Raw genomic sequence first — 16,401 nt, forward strand, 5'->3', positions numbered from 1 at the left:
CCTCGTCAGCGCAGTCATGGCCAAACCACCCGATCTTTTCGACTCCGACGCCCCCCAGGGCAGAAGCTATACCGCCAAGGACATCGAGGTCCTGGAGGGCCTGGAACCCGTGCGCCGGCGGCCCGGCATGTATATCGGCGGCACCGACGAGCGGGCGCTGCACCATCTGGCGGCCGAAATCCTGGACAATGCGATGGACGAGGCGGTGGCCGGTTTCGCCAACCGGATCGAGGTGGAGCTCGAGGCCGGCGACGTCCTGACGATCCGCGACAACGGCCGCGGCATCCCGACCGATCCCCATCCCAAGTTCAAAGCCAAGTCGGCGCTCGAAGTGATCATGACGACTCTGCACGCGGGCGGAAAGTTCGGCGGCAAGGTCTACGACACCTCGGGCGGATTGCACGGCGTCGGGGCTTCGGTCGTGAACGCGCTGTCGGAGTGGATGGAAGTCGACGTCGCCCGCGACAAGCACAGCCGCAAGATGCGGTTCGAGCGCGGCCACGCGGTCGGCAAGCTCAAAGACATGGGGCCGGTCAACCGTCGCGGCACGATCGTCTCCTTCCATCCCGATCCGCAGATATTCGGCAAGGACTGTCACTTCTCGCCGGCGACCCTCTACCGGATGGTGAAGTCGAAGGCCTATCTGTTCCGCGGCGTCGAGATCCGCTGGAAATGCGATCCCGCGCTGATCAAGGGCGACACGCCGGCCGAGGACACGCTGAAATTCCCCGGCGGCCTGCTCGATTTCCTCAAGAGCGAGGTTGGCTCCAGCAATACGGTCACCCAGCGCGAATTCTTCGGCCGCACCGAGAACAAGGACGGTGGTCAAAAGGGAATTGGGGGTGCCGTGGAATGGGCGGCGGTGTGGACGCCGCAGATCGATCCCTTCGTGCACTCCTATTGCAACACGATCCCGACCAGCCAAGGCGGCACGCACGAACAGGGCCTGCGCAACGCGCTCACGCGGGCGCTGCGCAGCCATGGCGAGCGGGTCAACCACCGCAAGACGGCGCTGGTGACGGCCGACGACGTGATGAGCGCGTGTTGCGCCGTGCTTTCGGTCTTCATCCGCGAGCCGGAATTCCAGGGCCAGACCAAGGACAAGCTGTCCTCACCCGACGCGCAGCGCCTGGTCGAGACGGTGATGCGCGATCACTTCGACCATTGGCTGGCGGAGAGCCCGGCGGAAGCCGACAAGCTGCTCGATTTCGTCATCGAGCAGGCGGAAGACCGGCTGAAGAAGCGCCAGGAAAAGGAGACGCAGCGCAAATCGGCGACGCGCAAGCTCCGGCTGCCCGGCAAACTCGCCGACTGCACCCGCGACGGTCGCGGCGGCACGGAGATCTTCCTGGTCGAGGGCGACAGCGCCGGCGGCTCGGCCAAACAGGCGCGCGACCGCGCCACCCAGGCGGTGCTGCCGCTGCGCGGCAAGATCCTCAACGTGGCGAGCGCCGCGGCCGGCAAGCTGGCGCAGAACCAGGAGCTGAGCGATCTGGTGCAGGCGCTGGGCTGCGGCACGGGCGCGAAATACCGCGAGGGCGATCTGCGCTACGACCGCGTGATCGTGATGACCGACGCCGACGTCGACGGCGCCCATATCGCCTCGCTGCTGTTGACCTTCTTCTATCGGGAAATCCCGCAGCTCGTGCGCGAGGGTCATCTCTATCTCGCCATGCCGCCGCTCTACCGCCTGACGCAAGGCGCCAAGACGGAATATGCGCGCGACGAGAAGCATCGCGACCAATTGCTCAAGACGGTGTTCAAAGCCAATGCCAAGGTCGAGGTCGGCCGCTTCAAGGGCCTGGGCGAGATGATGCCGGCGCAGCTCAAGGAAACCACCATGAAGCCGGGCGCGCGCTCGCTGTTGCAGGTCGAGATCGCCGAGGACAATCGCAAGGACACGGAGAGCATCGTCGAGCGGCTGATGGGCAAGAAGCCCGAGCTGCGCTTCCAATACATCCAGGAGAACGCCCAGTTCGCGACCGGCGTGGATGTTTGACGATCGCTAACGCATCAGCAGCCTGGTGAACACGATGGTCGTGTCGCCGCTCTGCGAGGCGACCGCCTCGGGCGGGCGGGCCGCCTGGAATTTTGCGCCGTCCGCCGGCAGGCCGAAATGCTGTTCGCCCAGGACGAGGTGCTTGGGGCCAGGGCGCCAGAAGACGAGCTTGACCGACTTGTCGCGGCAGTCCGCCGTCACACAGGCGATGATCGTGCCGACGGGGTTGAGGCTGCGCGCCGCCGGCAGGAAGACGTGGCCGTCGATCTCGGCGCGCAGGAGGCCTTCCTCCTTTGGCACCACCAGCACCATGCGATCTGCCAGCGGCGAGCCGTGGAACGTCAGCGTCATGGAGCGGCCGCCGGCGACGGGCTCCGCCGTCACGGCGACGCTCGGCTCGGGATAGCGCAGAGCCCCGGCGGGCGCGACATAGGATTTCTGAAAGGCTATCGGCGTCGCCGTGACCGCCTTGGTGCCGAAGGGCGCGACGGCCCGCAGCGCCTTGGGCAAGGGCGCGCCGGCATCGGCGGCCCAGAGCGCCCTGCCCGTTTCGTGATCGTCGACGAAATCGATGTTCAGCCGCTGCGGTGCGTAGGCGCTGTAGGCAGGAACCAGGCCGGCGACGATCGCGAAGGCCAATGCGCCGCCGGCGAGCGCCGCCACGACGGCGTTTCTATCGAGCCGCCGAAGCGGACGCGCGGCCAGCAGCGGGAGCAGCGGCAGGACGCCAAACGCCACGGAGACCGTGAACAGCGGATGCAGCGCGAGGCCTTGCACGGTCTCTGCCGTGCTCGCTAGCGAAAGCCAGACCACCATCATCGGGAGCGCGGCAATAAAGAGGGCGATCTCGCCGGCCGGCCCGGACCAGGCGCCGGTCAGGCGCGTCCGGGCGAGCAGGATGACCGCGCCGATCACGCCGGGAAAAAGGAAATACGGACTGATGCCGGGCAGCAGAATGGCCGTGAGAAGGCCCAGCCCGCCGATCCAGGTCCAGATGGACAGCGCCGTCATGCGCACGCTTGCCCAGCGCGAGAGCGGAAGCGTCACCGCGGCGATGCCCAGCGCGAGCGCGATGCGCAGCCAGATCGGATAGGCGTAGGACGGATCGGGCCCGCCCGAGACCGTCGCCGCGACGACATGCAGGAGCCAGCCGAGGACGGCACTGCCTACGATGGCTACCAGCGGGATGGAAAACGCCGCGAACCGCCGGCCGAGACCCAGCACCTCGCCGCGCGACGCCCAGGCCGCAGCAAAAAGAATCGCCAGCACCAGGATCGCGAGCGGCACCGCCCAGGACGCCGGAAGGCGGGGCAGAAGATGGCCGAACACGGTGAGATAGATATCGTCGCCGCCCTTGAGCGCGGCGAAATCGGTCTGCATCAGACCGCTGGCGACGCCGAGCACGTTGTCGCCATGGCTCTGCAGCGTCGCCCGGCCGAGATTGGCGCGCCGGTCCTGCGCGGTGTGATAGTCGGCGACGTGGCCGAGGAAAGAAAAATTGTAGCCCGGCAAACCGTGGTCGAGGAACACCGTCAGATCGGTGTCGTTGGGCAGCATCTTGTAGACCACCGGGAACAGCGAACCGGTCGCATAGGCCGGAACGTGCTTCGCGTAGAGATCGATCAGCCGTCCGTCGCCCGGACTGGTCTGGAAAAGAAGGCTCGGCCCCCGATTGCCCCGCCCCTCGACATTGATCGCGATGCCGACGCGGGCGCGGAAAGCGGGATTATCGAGGAACGCATGCGCGCCGAGCAGTCCGGCCTCTTCGCCATCGGTGATCAACGCGACGACCGGGTGTTTCGTCTTCATCCCGCGCGCCTTCAGGGCGCGGACGGTCTCCAGGATCGTCGCGACGCCGGCTTGGTCGTCGCCGGCGCCGGGGCCTGCCGGAACGGAGTCGTAGTGCGCCACCAGGACGATGGCCTTGCCCTCGCCCGGCGCCACCTCGGCGATGATGTCCTCGGCCGTGCCGCAGGCGAAGAAGCCGTAATCCGCCCGGCTGGCGCAGCCCAAGGCGCGATAGAGGCTGGTCTTGACGCCGAGCGCGGCGAACTCGGCACGGATGCGGCCCTGCACCGCCTTGTTGGCGGGCGAGGAGACGGGATGCGGCACTTCGGGGCCGAGCAGCCGGCCGAGGGTCGCGTCGGCGCGCGCGGCGGAGAATTCCGCCACCGGGGCATCGGGGCCGAGCGGGCGCGGCAGCCCGTCGAAGGTGGCGCCGCAGAACCAGATCGCGACCGCGACCAGCGCGAGCACAACGAGGCGCAGGCCTGCGCCGGACGATCTCGATTCCATGGAACACCCTCCCGCTGCCGCGACTGTATCGCGGAAACGCGGGCACGTCAGGCCGCGGGCTCGGCGCCGAGCGCCGCAGCGGCGCGCCGACGGAAGGGCTGGAGCATCTGGCCGAAGAAACCCCCGGGCATCGGATCGGCGATGCCGAACGCAGTCGGCTGGCGGCGCGGCATGTAATAGGTGCCGAAGAGAATGTCCCAGACGGGAAAGGCCCCGGCGAAGTTCTTGTCCAGTCCCTCATCGGCCTTGGTGTGGTGCCAGCGATGGAAGGCAGGGCTGACGAAGACGGCGCGGAACGGGCCGAGGTCCCAGTTCAGATTGGCGTGGACCATGATGGCATAGAAGGTGGCGACCGGTGCGTAGAGCGCGACCGTCGTCAGGTTGAAGCCGAGCGCGACCAGCGGCACCGCCTGGATCAGCTTGGCACCGATATCGTTGACCGGATGCAGGCGGACGGAGGACAGCCAATCCAACTCGGTGGAGGAATGGTGGACGGCATGAAACGGCCATAGCCGCGCCTGATGGAACAGCCGGTGCTGCCAATAGCCGAAGAAATCGCCGATCAGGAAAATCTCGCCGGCCTGGAGCCAGAGCGGCTGGCGGCTGACCACGCCATGGCCCTGCGCCAGCGTCTGATAGTGAAGCCCGAAGAGCAGGACGAGCGGAAATACGACGATGCCGATGGCGAGCGGCGTGACGGCCTTGGTGATGATCGGCGTCCACAGCCAGTAGACGCAGTCGGTCCAAAAGCCTTTGCGGAAGACCTTTTGCCCCGGCACCGACGGCCACAGCCTTGCCAAGCCCCAGTAGAGGACCGTTAGCACACCGAAGGCGATGATGAGGCCGACGATTTGGCGAAGCAGTTCCTTGTCATGGCCCACGCCGGAGGTTCCCGTTCTCGACGACGGTCAAACGCACCCGCCGGCGGCGGTCCGTCGACGGAACTCCCCGCGAAATCGACACGAGTTGAAAAGTAAGAAAATTACGCTTATATCCAATCCCACACACGAGTCGGGCCGATACGGGCCGGCGACTTCGGGCGCTCGAAATGCGCCCCATCAGGAGCGTAAGACGAGCATCGAGACGACCGCCGGCGCGGAAGCCGGCATTGCAGAAGTACTTGAATCCCCTGTTTCTTCTGTCGAGCCTAGCCCCCCTGCCCCCGCCGAAGCGAACGGCTTCGAGAGCCTTGGCCTGTCGGCCGACGTGCTGAAGGCGGTCGCGGCGAGCGGCTATACCGTTCCCACCCCGATCCAGGCGCAGGGCATCCCCCATGTGCTGCAGCGGCGCGACATCATCGGCATCGCCCAGACCGGCACCGGCAAGACGGCGTCGTTCACCCTGCCGATGATCGAGATGCTGGCGCGCGGCCGCGCCAAGGCGCGCATGCCGCGCTCGCTGATCCTGGAGCCGACCCGCGAGCTCGCGGCGCAGGTCGCCGAGAGCTTCGAGAAATACGGCAAGTACAACAAGCTTTCGATGGCGCTTCTGATCGGCGGCACCTCGTTCGACGACCAGGAGAAGAAGCTGGATCGCGGCGTTGACGTCCTGATCGCCACGCCCGGCCGCCTGCTCGATCATTTCGAGCGCGGCAAGCTGATGCTGAGCCAGGTGCAGATCCTCGTCATCGACGAGGCGGACCGCATGCTCGACATGGGCTTCATCCCGGACGTCGAGCGCATCTGCAAGCTCATCCCCTTCACGCGCCAGACCCTGTTCTATTCGGCGACCATGCCGCCGGAGATCCAGCGGCTGACCGACCAGTTCCTGCACAATCCGGTGCGCGTCGAAGTCGCCCGCCCGGCGACCGCGGCGTCGAACATCACGCAGGAAATCGTCAACATCCCGGCGAACGACTGGGCCAAGCGCGAGGCGCTGCGCCGCCTGATCCGCGAGGCGGAGCCGACGCTCAACAACGCCATCGTGTTCTGCAACAGGAAGCGCGACGTCGATGTGGTGTCCAAGTCGCTGGTCAAACACGGCTTCGACGCGGCGCCCCTGCACGGCGATCTCGACCAGTCGCTGCGCACCAAGACGCTGGATCGCTTCCGTGCCGGGGATCTCAAGATCCTCGTTGCCAGCGACGTCGCGGCACGCGGCCTCGACATCCCGGCCGTCAGCCACGTATTCAATTTCGACGTGCCGTTCCATCCCGACGACTATGTCCATCGCATCGGCCGCACCGGCCGCGCCGGGCGTAGCGGAGCGGCCTATATGCTCGCGACGCCGCGCGACGAACGCCAGGTCGAGGCCATCGAGAAGCTCACCAAGACCACGATCCCGCGCAAGACGATGGAGAACATCGAAGTGCGCGAGGACCGCAAGCCGCGCCGCGACGAAGAGCGCCGCGGCGGGCAAAAAGGCGGCGGACGGGGACGCGGCGATCGCCGCGACCGGTTCCGTCCCGATAAATTCCACGACCATGTGGCGCCGATGGAGCCGGCGCCCGCGGTCGAGGCCCAGCCCGTTCCGGCGCCGGTCGAGCAGCCCGCGGCGCGGGCGCCCGAACCGCCGCGTGCGCCGCGGCCCGAGAAGAAGCATGAGCCGCGCCGCGAGCATCGCGAACCGCAGGCGCAAGCACCCGCGCAGCCCAAGCGCGAGCGGCCGCACAAGGCGCATCAGGACCGCAAGAACGACGCGGCGCCGGTGAAGCCGGAGAAGCACGAATTGCCGGCCTTCCTGCTGCGGCCCGTGAACCTGCCGAAAAAGGCCGACGCGTAGGGTTTCGTGGCGCCGTTGCCCGACCCTCCTCTGCGCGAGCACATTGAGCGATGGGGCCTGGCGCCGGACGGCGCGCCGTTCGAGACGCATTCGTCGTGGCTCGTTTTCGTAACGCGTGGGCGCGAACGCGCGGTTCTCAAAGTATTCAAGCCGGACAGCGATGAGGCGCCGAGCGCGCGCTATCTCGCGCTGCATAACGGGCATGGCACGGCGCGGGTGCTCGAAAGCGGCGACCGCGCCATCCTGGTTGAACGCATCGTGCCGGGCATGATGCTCAAGACCTGTCCGCTGGCGGGCCGCGACGACGAGGCAACGCACATCGTCTGCGACACGATCGAAAAGCTGCAAAGCGCCAAGGCCGATCCGGCAGCCTGGCCCGGGCATGACGAGCAGAAAGCCGAATACGCCCGCCACGTCGAACATCCGCCGCTGACCAGGAGTATCGTCGATCGCGCCCGGGCGCTGTTCTTCGAGCTTGATGCCTCGCAGCAGGCGCCCGTGCTGCTCCATGGCGATCTGCATCACGAGAACATCCTGTTCGACGAAGCGCGCGGCTGGCTGGCGATCGATCCGAAAGGCACTCGCGGCGAACTGGCCTTCGAGCTCGCCGCGCCGCTGCGCAATCCGCTGGAGCGGCCCGACATCTTCGCGTCGAAAACGCAGATGGACCGCCGGGTGCGGATCTATTGCGAGCGGCTGGGGCTGGACCGCCAGCGGGTGCTGGGCTGGTGCTTTGCGCGCAATTGCATCGCCGCGCTGTGGAACGCCCGGCACCGGCCGCAATCCGCCGGCGGCGCGGCCTGGGCGGCCGCGACGCTGACCGCGCTGGAACTTCTCGGCGGCTGAAACCGAACAAAAGTTTCACCTTGGACTGGTGTACTTCCGGGGCGGCAGCCTATATTTGCTGCGGTGCAATATAAGGCGCGCGGGATGGATTCGGTCACGACCCAGGCTCCCCGAACCGGCGACGGGGCGCGGCGCGTCCTGGTGCTCCAGGGCGGCGGGGCGCTGGGCTCCTACCAGGCCGGCGTCTATGAGGGTCTCGCGGAGGCCGATTTCCGGCCCGAATGGATCGCGGGCATCTCCATCGGCGCGATCAATGCGGCGCTCATCGCCGGCAACAAGCGCGAGGACCGCCTGCCCCGCCTGCGTGCGTTCTGGGAGACATCGAGCGTCGGCGTGCCGTTTGCCGCCGACGTTTCCAACGCCACGGCCCGTTCGTTCCTGAATGAGGCCGCGGCCGCCTGGACGGCAGCGGCGGGCGTCGCGGGCTTCTTCCGTCCGCGCATGCCGCCCGCCATGTTCTATCCGCCCGGCGCGCCAGAGGCGCTCAGCTATTACGATACCGGGCCGCTGCGCGAGACGCTGAGCCGGCTCGTCGATTTCGACCGCATCAACGCCAAGGAGATGCGCCTCAGCCTTGGCGCGGTGAACGTGCGCACCGGGCAGCTCGTCTATTTCGACAACACCGAGCGCAAGATCGGGCCGGAGCACGTGATGGCGTCGGGTGCGCTGCCGCCGGGCTTTCCACCGATCGAGATCGACGGCGAGCATTATTGGGACGGCGGCGTCGTCTCCAACACGCCGCTGCAATACGTCATGCAGACTGTGACGAAGGACGATCTGATCATCCTCCAGGTCGATCTGTTCAACGCCTTCGGCCGGCTGCCGCGGACCCTGCTGGAGGTCGCCGAGCGGGAGAAGGACATCCGCTATGCGAGCCGCACGGCGCACAACCTCGAACTCGGGCTGAAGGTCCACGAGGCCAAGGTCGCGCTGCGGGCGCTGCTGGATTCGCTGCCGCCCGAGCTGCGCAGCACGCCGAACGCCGAGATGCTCGGCGATCTGACCTACGAGAACGCGGTGACCGTGGTGAAGCTGATCTACCGCCGCAAGCCCTATGAGGGCCCGTCCAAGGACTTCGAATTCTCGCGCCAGACCATGCTGGAGCATTGGGCGGCCGGCCTCGCGGACCTGCGCAAGGCGATGGAGAAGCGCGGCGAGATGGTGTGCGAGCGCCGCAAGGCCACGACGAGGCTGATCGAAATGGAGCCCATCAAGTGACCCGCGACGACATCCTGGCGGCCTCCTCGATGCCGCTGTTCAGCCCCAGCTATCCTCCGGGTCCGTTCCGCTTCGTGCGGCGGGAATATCTGATCATCACCTACCGGACCGACCCGGCCGCGATCCGCGCCGCCCTGCCCGAGCCGCTGGCGCCTGCCGGCGGCGATCTCGTCTATTACGAGTGGATGAAGATGCCAGACGCCTCGGGCTTCGGCGACTACGAAGAGAGCGGCACCGGCATCTTCGCCACCTATAACGGCGAGCCGTGCAATTTCTCGGTGCAGATGTATCTGGACGACGAGCCGCCGATCACCGGCGGGCGCGAGATCTGGGGCTTTCCCAAGAAATACGGCGTGCCGCGGCTGAAGGTCATCAAGGACACGCTGACCGGCACGCTGCACTACGACGAGGAGCGCGTGGCGTTCGGCACGATGAGCTACAAGCCCGTCAGCCTCGCCGGCAAGCTCGACCAGGTGAAGGCCGGCATCGCCAAGCTGAACGTCAACCTCAAATGGATTCCCGACGTCGACGGCAAGCCGAAGATCGCCCAGCTCGTCGGCTACAATCTCGAAGACATCGTGGTGCATGAGGCGTGGGATGGGCCGGCGCGGCTGCACCTGATTCCGCATGTCAATTGCCGCGTCGCCGACTTGCCGGTGCTGGAGATCGTCGGCGGTCGGCACCAGATCGTGGACTTCGTGTTGCCTTACGGTCGTGTGCTGCACGACTACCTCGCCCCATAAGGAGATCGCCATGTCGCTCAAGGGAAAATCCGCCGTCGTCACCGGTTCCACCAGCGGCATCGGCCTCGCCTATGCCCGCGCCTTCGCCAAGGAAGGCGCCAATATCACGCTGAACGGCTTCGGCGCCGCCGCCGACATCGAGAGGGAGCGCGCGAGCATCGAAGCCGATTTCGGCGTCAAGGCGATCTACTCGCCGGCCGACATGACCAAGCCCGACGAGGTCTCGGCCATGGTCGCGCTGGCGGAGACGACCTTCGGCGCCTGCGACGTGCTGGTGTGCAATGCCGGCATCCAGTTCGTGGCGCCGGTCGAGGAGTTTCCGGTCGACAAATGGCAGCAGATCATCGCCATCAATCTGGTCTCGGCGTTCCTGTGCATGCGCGCGGCGGTGCCGGGCATGAAGAAGCGCGGCTGGGGACGCATCATCTCGACCGCGTCGGCGCATTCGCTGGTCGCCTCGCCGTTCAAGTCTGCCTATGTCGCGGCCAAGCACGGCATCGCCGGCCTGACCAAGACCATAGCGCTGGAGACCGCGACCCACGGCATCACGGTCAACTGCATCAGCCCCGGCTATGTGTGGACGCCGCTGGTGGAAAAGCAGATCCCCGACACGATGAAGGCACGCAACATGACCAAGGAGCAGGTCATCAACGATGTCTTGCTGGACGCCCAGCCGACCAAAGAGTTCGTGACGGTCGAGGAAGTCGCGGGGATCGCGGTGTTCCTGTGCTCCGACGCGGCAAAGAACATCACCGGGGCGAATATCTCGGTCGATGGTGGGTGGACGGCGGAGTAAATCCACGCGTCGTCATCGCCCGGCTTGTCCAGGCGATGACGTTTTTTTGGGGACGTGGCTTACGCCTTGATGCTTCCCGCCAGCATCTTGCGGATGCCGGGGCCATAGGGCGGGCGGAGCATCGCTGTCAGGTCGCGGCCGGTCTGCTGGAACACGGCCTTGGCGTGGCTGAAGGTCCGGAACCCGTCGATGCCGTGATAGGCGCCCATGCCCGACGGGCCGATACCGCCGAACGGCAGGTCCTCCATCGCGACATGCATCACCACGTCGTTGACCGACACGCCGCCGGAGGTCGTGCGCGCCAGCACCTTCTCCTGCTCGGCATTGTCGCTGCCGAAATAGTAGAGACCGAGCGGGCGGCTGTGCGCGTTGACGTAACCGATGGCCTCGTCGACCGCGCCATAGGTTTTCACCGGAAGCAGCGGGCCGAAGATCTCGTCCTGCATGATCTTCATGTCGTCGGTCGGGTTCAGCACCAGCGTCGGCGGAATCTTGTGATAGGGCTGCTGCCGGAAATCCTCCTTCGCCGGGTTGAGCTCGACGATCTCGGCGCCCTTGGCGCGGGCATCGTCCAGATAGCCCTGCAGCCGGTCATAGTGCCGCTGGTTGATCACCGAGGTGTAGTCGGAATTGTCCTTCAGGGTCGGGAACATGGCGCTGACGGCGTCGGCGGCCTGCTTCACGAACTCGCCCGACTTCGCCTTCGGCACCATCACATAGTCGGGCGCGAGACAGATCTGGCCGGCGTTCATCGTCTTGCCGAACATCACGCGCCTGGCGGCGAGCGTCATGTCGGCGCTGTCGCCAACGATCACCGGAGACTTGCCGCCGAGCTCCAGCGTGGTCGGCACGAGGTTTTCGGCCGCCGCCTTCATCACGTGATAGGCGATCGAGGTCGCGCCGGTGAACAGGAGGTGATCGAAGGCGAGCCGCGAGAAGGCCGCGCCGACATCCGCGCCGCCGGTGAAGACGGCGACCTCGCTCTCGTCGAAGGCGGAACGGAACATGCGCGCCATGAGCTCCGACGAACGCGGCGTGAACTCGGACGGCTTGATCATGGTGCGGTTGCCGGCGGCGAAGACGCCGGCCAGCGGCGTGAAGGTGAGGTTGAACGGGAAATTCCACGGGCTGATCACGCCCACCACGCCCTTGGGCTGATAGTCGATATGGGCCCTGGCGCCGAACAGGCCGAGGATCGAAGGCGTCACCTTGCGCTTCTCGCGCCTCATCCAGGTCTTCAGATGCGCTTTGGCGTGCTTCAGCGGGCCGATGGAGCCGGAGACGTCGGTGAAGAGCGAGGATTCGACCGAACGGTGGCCGAAATCCTCCCGGAGCGCGTCGGCGATGGCGTCCTTGTGGCCGACCAGGAGCGCGATGGCGCGGTCGATCCATTCGATGCGTTTTTCGGCGCTGGGGGCGCCGTCCTTGAGATGGGCCTTCTTTTGCAGCTCCAGGACGCGGCGCATCTCGGCGGCCGGATCGGGTCTCGCTTCAGCAGCGCTCATATCGTGTCTCTTTCCCTGGATTTTTCTGATATTTTGTCAATCTAGTCGCTGCGCCGCACCGCCTCAATGGCGCCCTTAAGAGTTTTTTACGAACCCTCGGCCACACTCGCCGGACGCTCGAATGGCGGGCCTCGGCGGTGGAGTGGGGAGTTGCGTAGCGAACGCGAACTGGCGCTGGCCAAGACGACGCTCGCCCTGATGGGCGAGTGCGATGTCTCGCCGACGCCCGACAATTACGAATTGTTCTACACCTATGCCGCCGGCGAATCGCCGGCGGTCGGCCGCATCATCGGCGACATGATCGCGGCGCGGCATGCCTTCACGCCGTCGCTGCTCAAGGAACTGCGCGAGCGTTGTTTCGCGCGCGACCGCGCCGAACGCGCGGTCGAGGCGATCGGCGAAACCGTGACCGTCTCGCTGGACGACGCCATCGCGAAAATGGAATCGGCGGCGAATTTCGCGGGCGAATACGGCAACGCGCTGTCGGCGGCGAGCGGCGAGCTCGGCGACGACCAGTCGCCGGAAGCCGTCCGCAAGCTGGTCGGGAGCCTGGTCGCCGCGACCAAGTCGATGGAGACGCGCACCCGCTCGCTCGAGCAGGAATTGCAGAAATCCTCCCATCAGGTCGGCGATCTGCGCGCGCAGCTCGAAAATGTGCGTCGCGAGAGCCTGACCGATCCCTTGACCGGCATCGCCAACCGCAAGGCCTTCGACAACGAGCTCGCCACCGCCATCGCGGAGGCGCGGCAGAGCGGCGAGCCGTTGGCGCTCTTCATGTGCGACATCGACCGGTTCAAGCTGTTCAACGACACCTGGGGCCACCAGACGGGCGATCACGTGCTCAAGCTCGTCGCGGCCTGCATCTCGGAGAACGTCAAGGGCCGCGACACCGCGGCGCGCTTCGGCGGCGAGGAGTTCGCGGTCATCGTGCGGAAGGCCGACCTCGCCTCGGCCAGGAAGCTTGCCGAGCAGATCCGCTCCAGCGTGCAGAACAAGAAGCTGGTCAAAAAGTCGACCGGCGACATCCTGGGCTCGATCACCGTTTCCATCGGCGTGGCCGAGCTTTCGAGCGGCGAGGACGGCACGATGCTGATCCAGCGTGCCGACATGTGCCTCTATCGCGCCAAGCACGCCGGCCGCAATCGTGTGATCGCCCAGGAAATTCCGCGGACCGCCGATCTCGAAATCGACGCTGCTTAGCCGAAATTGACGCGGCGTAGCCTTACGCACCGACACCCCCTTCAAGGGGAGTGATATTTCGCGCCGACACCGCTTATGCTTCGCGCGGCAAACAGGGAGAGCCGCATGCGGACGGAATTCGATCGGGCTTATGTGACGGCGCACGGCAAGGTCGCGGTGCTGACGCTGAACCACCCCGAGGCGATGAACGCCGCCGGCGTCAAGCTGGTGCGCGGCGCGGCGGCTGCGCTCAGCTTCGTCGAGAGCAAGGAGAACGGTTTCCGCGCCATGATCCTTACCGGCGAAGGCCGTGGCTTCTGCTCGGGCGCCAACCTCTCGGAGCGCGGCGGCGAGGATACCGGCGTGGGTCATGCGCTGGAGACCGTCTATCATCCCTTCCTGCGCCGGCTGCGCGACCTTTCCATTCCCTTCGTCACCGCGGTGAACGGCGCGGCGGCCGGTGTCGGGATGAGCCTCGCGCTGATGGGCGATCTCGTCGTTGCGGCGCGCTCGGCCTATTTCCTCCAGGCGTTCACGCGCATCGGCCTGGTGCCGGACGGCGGCTCGACCTGGCTGCTGCCGCGGCTCATCGGGCTGGCCCGCGCCAAGGAGCTATCGCTGCTGGCGGAGCGCCTGCCGGCGGAGAAGGCGCTGGAGTGGGGTCTGATCAATCGTGTTGTCGATGACAACGCGCTGATGGAAGAGGCGCTGCGGCTGGCGGGCCAGCTCGCGGACGGGCCGTCTTCGCTCGCCATCACGCGCAGCCTGTACTGGCAGAGCCCGCTCAACACTTACGAGGAGCAGCTCGACCTCGAACGCATAAGCCAGGAACGAGCCGGAAAGACACAAGATTTCGTCGAAGGCGTCTCGGCCTTTCTGCAAAAGCGCCCGGCGAAGTTCCAAGGGAAATAACCTGCCGCGTCGATTCCGGCGGTCAACTCGCGCGTCCGTGACTTGCGCGCGGCCGGTCAGTTCTGACCTATTGGTGACGGATTCCTGACAGGCCGGCGCTCCGCCGCGCCTCCTTCCCTTGGAGACATCGGCGATGCGACGCAGCCTTATCCTATTGGCCGGAGCCTTGAGCGTGAGCTGCGCACTCGCCGCCGACACCGCCGGAAAGCCCGAACTCGGGGCATGGGGCGTCGACCTCACGGCGATGGATACGACCGTCAAGCCCGGCGACGATTTCTTCGCCTATGCCAACGGTGCCTGGATCAAGAAGACCGAGATCCCGCCGGAGCGCAGCGGCATCGGCGCGTTCCAGAACCTGCGCATCCTGAGCGAAACGCGAATGAGGGACATCGTCGCCGAACTGCAGACCAAGCCCGCGCTGACGACGGAAGAGAAGAAGCTCGTCGATCTCTATGACGCCTTCGTCGACCAGAAGGCCATCGACGCCCAGGGGCTGGCGCCGGCCAAGGCCGACCTCGACCGCATCGCGGGCGCCAAGACGCTGGACGACGTAGCGCGACTGATGTCGTCGCCCAGGCTGGCCGCTTCCAGCGTGTTCAACATGTATATCGGCGTCGACGAGAAGGACCCCAAGGCCTATTCGATCGTGCTGAGCCAAGGCGGGCTGGGCATGCCGGACCGCGAATATTATCTGGGCACCGAAGCCGGCGAAGTCGCGGCACGCGAAGCCTACAAGAAATACCTCACCTCCATCCTGACGCTGGCCGGCTTCACCGACGCCGACAAGCGCGCCCAGGCAATCTACGATGTCGAGGCGAAGATCGCCCAGCTCCACTGGTCGCGCGCCGACAACCGCAACGAGGACAAGACCTACAATCCGATGCCGGTGTCCGAGCTTAAGAGCTTCGCGCCGGATTTCCGCTGGGACGCGTTCTTCGCCGAGCCCGGGGTGCCGATGACCGGACCCAAGGGCGAGCGCGTTGTCGTGGTGACGCAGAAGTCGGCCTTCCCGGGCCTGGCCAAGGTGTTCGCCGAGACCCCGGTTTCGGTGTGGCGCGACTATCTGACGGTGCATTACCTGCACGCCTTCTCGGCCTATCTGCCCAAGGCGTTCGACGACGTGGATTTCGCCTTCTACGGCACGGTGCTCGGCGGACAGCCGCAGCAGCTCGACCGCGCGACGCGCGGCGTGCACCTGCTCGACAACATCCTGGGCGACGCGCTGGGCAAGATCTATGTCGCGAAATATTTCCCGCCCATCGCCAAGGAGAAGGCAAAGGAACTCGTCGACAACCTGATGAAGACCTATGAGGCCGACATCCGCACTCTCACCTGGATGTCGGACGCGACCAAGCAGAAGGCGCTCGACAAGCTGCACAAGTTCACGCCCTATGTCGGCTACACCGACAAATGGCTCGATTATTCGACGTACAACATCGTTCCGGGCGCGCTTCTGGCGGACGTGCAGGCGGGCGCCGTCTTCGAATGGAATCGAGAGCTCAAGCGCCTCGACGATCCGGTCGACAAGGCCGAATGGGGCATGACCCCGCAAACGGTGAACGCCTATTACGATCCCTCGGCGAACAAGATCGTGTTCCCGGCGGCGATCCTGCAGCCGCCCTTCTTCGACCCTTACGCCGACGACGCGGTGAATTATGGCGGCATCGGTGCGGTGATCGGCCACGAGATGAGCCACGGCTATGACGACCAGGGCGCGAAATACGACGGCGACGGCGCCCTGCGCGACTGGTGGACGGCGGAGGACTTCAAGGACTTCAAGGCGCGTACCCAAGCGCTGTCCGACCAGTTCGACGCCTATGAAGCGCTGCCGGGCCTGCACGTGATCGGCCCCAACACGCTGGGCGAGGACATCGCCGATCTCGCCGGTATCACCATCGCGCTCAAGGCCTATCATCTGTCGCTCGACGGCAAGCCGGCGCCGTTGATCGGCGGCTATACCGGCGATCAGCGCTTCTTCCTGTCCTTCGCTCAGATCTGGCGTTCGAAGACGCGGGACGCGGCGCTGCGCACGCAGGTGCTGTCGAACGAGCATGCGCCGGCCAAGTTCCGCGCCATCAGCGCGACGCGCAACACCGACGCCTGGTACGACGCGTTCGGCGCCAAGCCGGGCGATAAGTACTACCTGCCGCCGGACCAGCGGGTTCATCTTTGGTAGCCGATATCGTG

At 66.1% G+C, this 16,401-nt stretch carries 12 protein-coding genes; 9 read left to right on the top strand and 3 right to left on the bottom strand.

Annotated elements, in window-relative coordinates:
- Positions 1-16: 16 nt before the first annotated feature.
- Positions 17-1,999, top strand: coding sequence for a DNA topoisomerase IV subunit B (gene parE / locus WDN01_08460; protein MEJ0026043.1), 1,983 nt, complete (start codon positions 17-19; stop codon positions 1,997-1,999).
- Positions 2,000-2,005: 6 nt separating this feature from the next.
- Here parE and WDN01_08465 read toward each other — a convergent pair whose 3' ends face one another.
- Together WDN01_08465 and WDN01_08470 are read right to left on the bottom strand one after the other, a co-directional pair.
- On the bottom strand, positions 2,006-4,294 hold the full coding sequence (locus WDN01_08465) for a M20/M25/M40 family metallo-hydrolase (GenBank protein ID MEJ0026044.1): 2,289 nt from the start codon (positions 4,292-4,294) through the stop codon (positions 2,006-2,008).
- A gap of 47 nt (positions 4,295-4,341) precedes the next feature.
- The gene (locus tag WDN01_08470; GenBank protein ID MEJ0026045.1) at positions 4,342-5,175 is read right to left on the bottom strand and encodes a sterol desaturase family protein; all 834 of its coding nucleotides are present in this window, start codon (positions 5,173-5,175) and stop codon (positions 4,342-4,344) included.
- 325 nt (positions 5,176-5,500) lie between these two features.
- On the opposite strand from WDN01_08470, the gene WDN01_08475 reads away from it, so the two are divergent.
- The 5 genes from WDN01_08475 (at position 5,501) to WDN01_08495 (ending at position 10,618) form a co-directional block, all read left to right on the top strand.
- Positions 5,501-7,015: a DEAD/DEAH box helicase gene (locus WDN01_08475; protein MEJ0026046.1), complete on the top strand. Its 1,515-nt coding sequence runs from the start codon at positions 5,501-5,503 to the stop codon at positions 7,013-7,015.
- Between the two features lie 6 nt (positions 7,016-7,021).
- Positions 7,022-7,861: an aminoglycoside phosphotransferase family protein gene (locus WDN01_08480; protein MEJ0026047.1), complete on the top strand. Its 840-nt coding sequence runs from the start codon at positions 7,022-7,024 to the stop codon at positions 7,859-7,861.
- A gap of 84 nt (positions 7,862-7,945) precedes the next feature.
- On the top strand, positions 7,946-9,079 hold the full coding sequence (locus WDN01_08485; protein MEJ0026048.1) for a patatin-like phospholipase family protein: 1,134 nt from the start codon (positions 7,946-7,948) through the stop codon (positions 9,077-9,079).
- Complete coding sequence (locus WDN01_08490; GenBank protein ID MEJ0026049.1) at positions 9,076-9,822, top strand: acetoacetate decarboxylase; 747 nt, start codon at positions 9,076-9,078, stop codon at positions 9,820-9,822. Before WDN01_08485 ends, WDN01_08490 begins: the two co-directional genes overlap by 4 nt.
- A gap of 10 nt (positions 9,823-9,832) precedes the next feature.
- Positions 9,833-10,618, top strand: a complete 786-nt coding sequence (locus tag WDN01_08495; GenBank protein ID MEJ0026050.1) for a 3-hydroxybutyrate dehydrogenase — start codon at positions 9,833-9,835, stop codon at positions 10,616-10,618.
- 59 nt (positions 10,619-10,677) lie between these two features.
- On the opposite strand, the gene WDN01_08500 is transcribed toward WDN01_08495, so the two are convergent.
- Positions 10,678-12,123 carry a coniferyl aldehyde dehydrogenase gene (locus WDN01_08500; protein MEJ0026051.1) on the bottom strand — a complete coding sequence of 482 codons (1,446 nt, stop codon included), beginning with the start codon at positions 12,121-12,123 and terminating at the stop codon, positions 10,678-10,680.
- Between the two features lie 150 nt (positions 12,124-12,273).
- On the opposite strand from WDN01_08500, the gene WDN01_08505 reads away from it, so the two are divergent.
- From WDN01_08505 to WDN01_08515, 3 genes are all read left to right on the top strand, one after another.
- Positions 12,274-13,323 (top strand): GGDEF domain-containing protein, encoded by a 1,050-nt coding sequence (locus WDN01_08505; protein MEJ0026052.1) that lies wholly within the window; start codon positions 12,274-12,276, stop codon positions 13,321-13,323.
- A 105-nt stretch (positions 13,324-13,428) separates the two neighbouring features.
- On the top strand, positions 13,429-14,214 hold the full coding sequence (locus tag WDN01_08510; protein ID MEJ0026053.1) for an enoyl-CoA hydratase/isomerase: 786 nt from the start codon (positions 13,429-13,431) through the stop codon (positions 14,212-14,214).
- A gap of 172 nt (positions 14,215-14,386) precedes the next feature.
- The gene (locus tag WDN01_08515) at positions 14,387-16,390 is read left to right on the top strand and encodes a M13 family metallopeptidase (GenBank protein MEJ0026054.1); all 2,004 of its coding nucleotides are present in this window, start codon (positions 14,387-14,389) and stop codon (positions 16,388-16,390) included.
- Positions 16,391-16,401: the final 11 nt, after the last annotated feature.

This window comes from Rhizomicrobium sp. (assembly GCA_037200985.1).
In the GTDB taxonomy this organism is placed as follows: Bacteria; Pseudomonadota; Alphaproteobacteria; order Micropepsales; family Micropepsaceae; genus Rhizomicrobium.

Bases quoted from the DNA above. Each gene is read 5' to 3' on its own strand.
- WDN01_08465 (MEJ0026044.1), bottom strand. From the start codon at position 4,294: ATGGAATCGAGATCGTCCGGCGCAGGCCTGCGCCTCGTTGTGCTCGCG.
- WDN01_08495 (MEJ0026050.1), top strand. From the start codon at position 9,833: ATGTCGCTCAAGGGAAAATCCGCCGTCGTCACCGGTTCCACCAGCGGC.
- WDN01_08510 (MEJ0026053.1), top strand. From the start codon at position 13,429: ATGCGGACGGAATTCGATCGGGCTTATGTGACGGCGCACGGCAAGGTC.
- WDN01_08485 (MEJ0026048.1), top strand. From the start codon at position 7,946: ATGGATTCGGTCACGACCCAGGCTCCCCGAACCGGCGACGGGGCGCGG.
- WDN01_08500 (MEJ0026051.1), bottom strand. From the start codon at position 12,123: ATGAGCGCTGCTGAAGCGAGACCCGATCCGGCCGCCGAGATGCGCCGC.
- parE (MEJ0026043.1), top strand. From the start codon at position 17: ATGGCCAAACCACCCGATCTTTTCGACTCCGACGCCCCCCAGGGCAGA.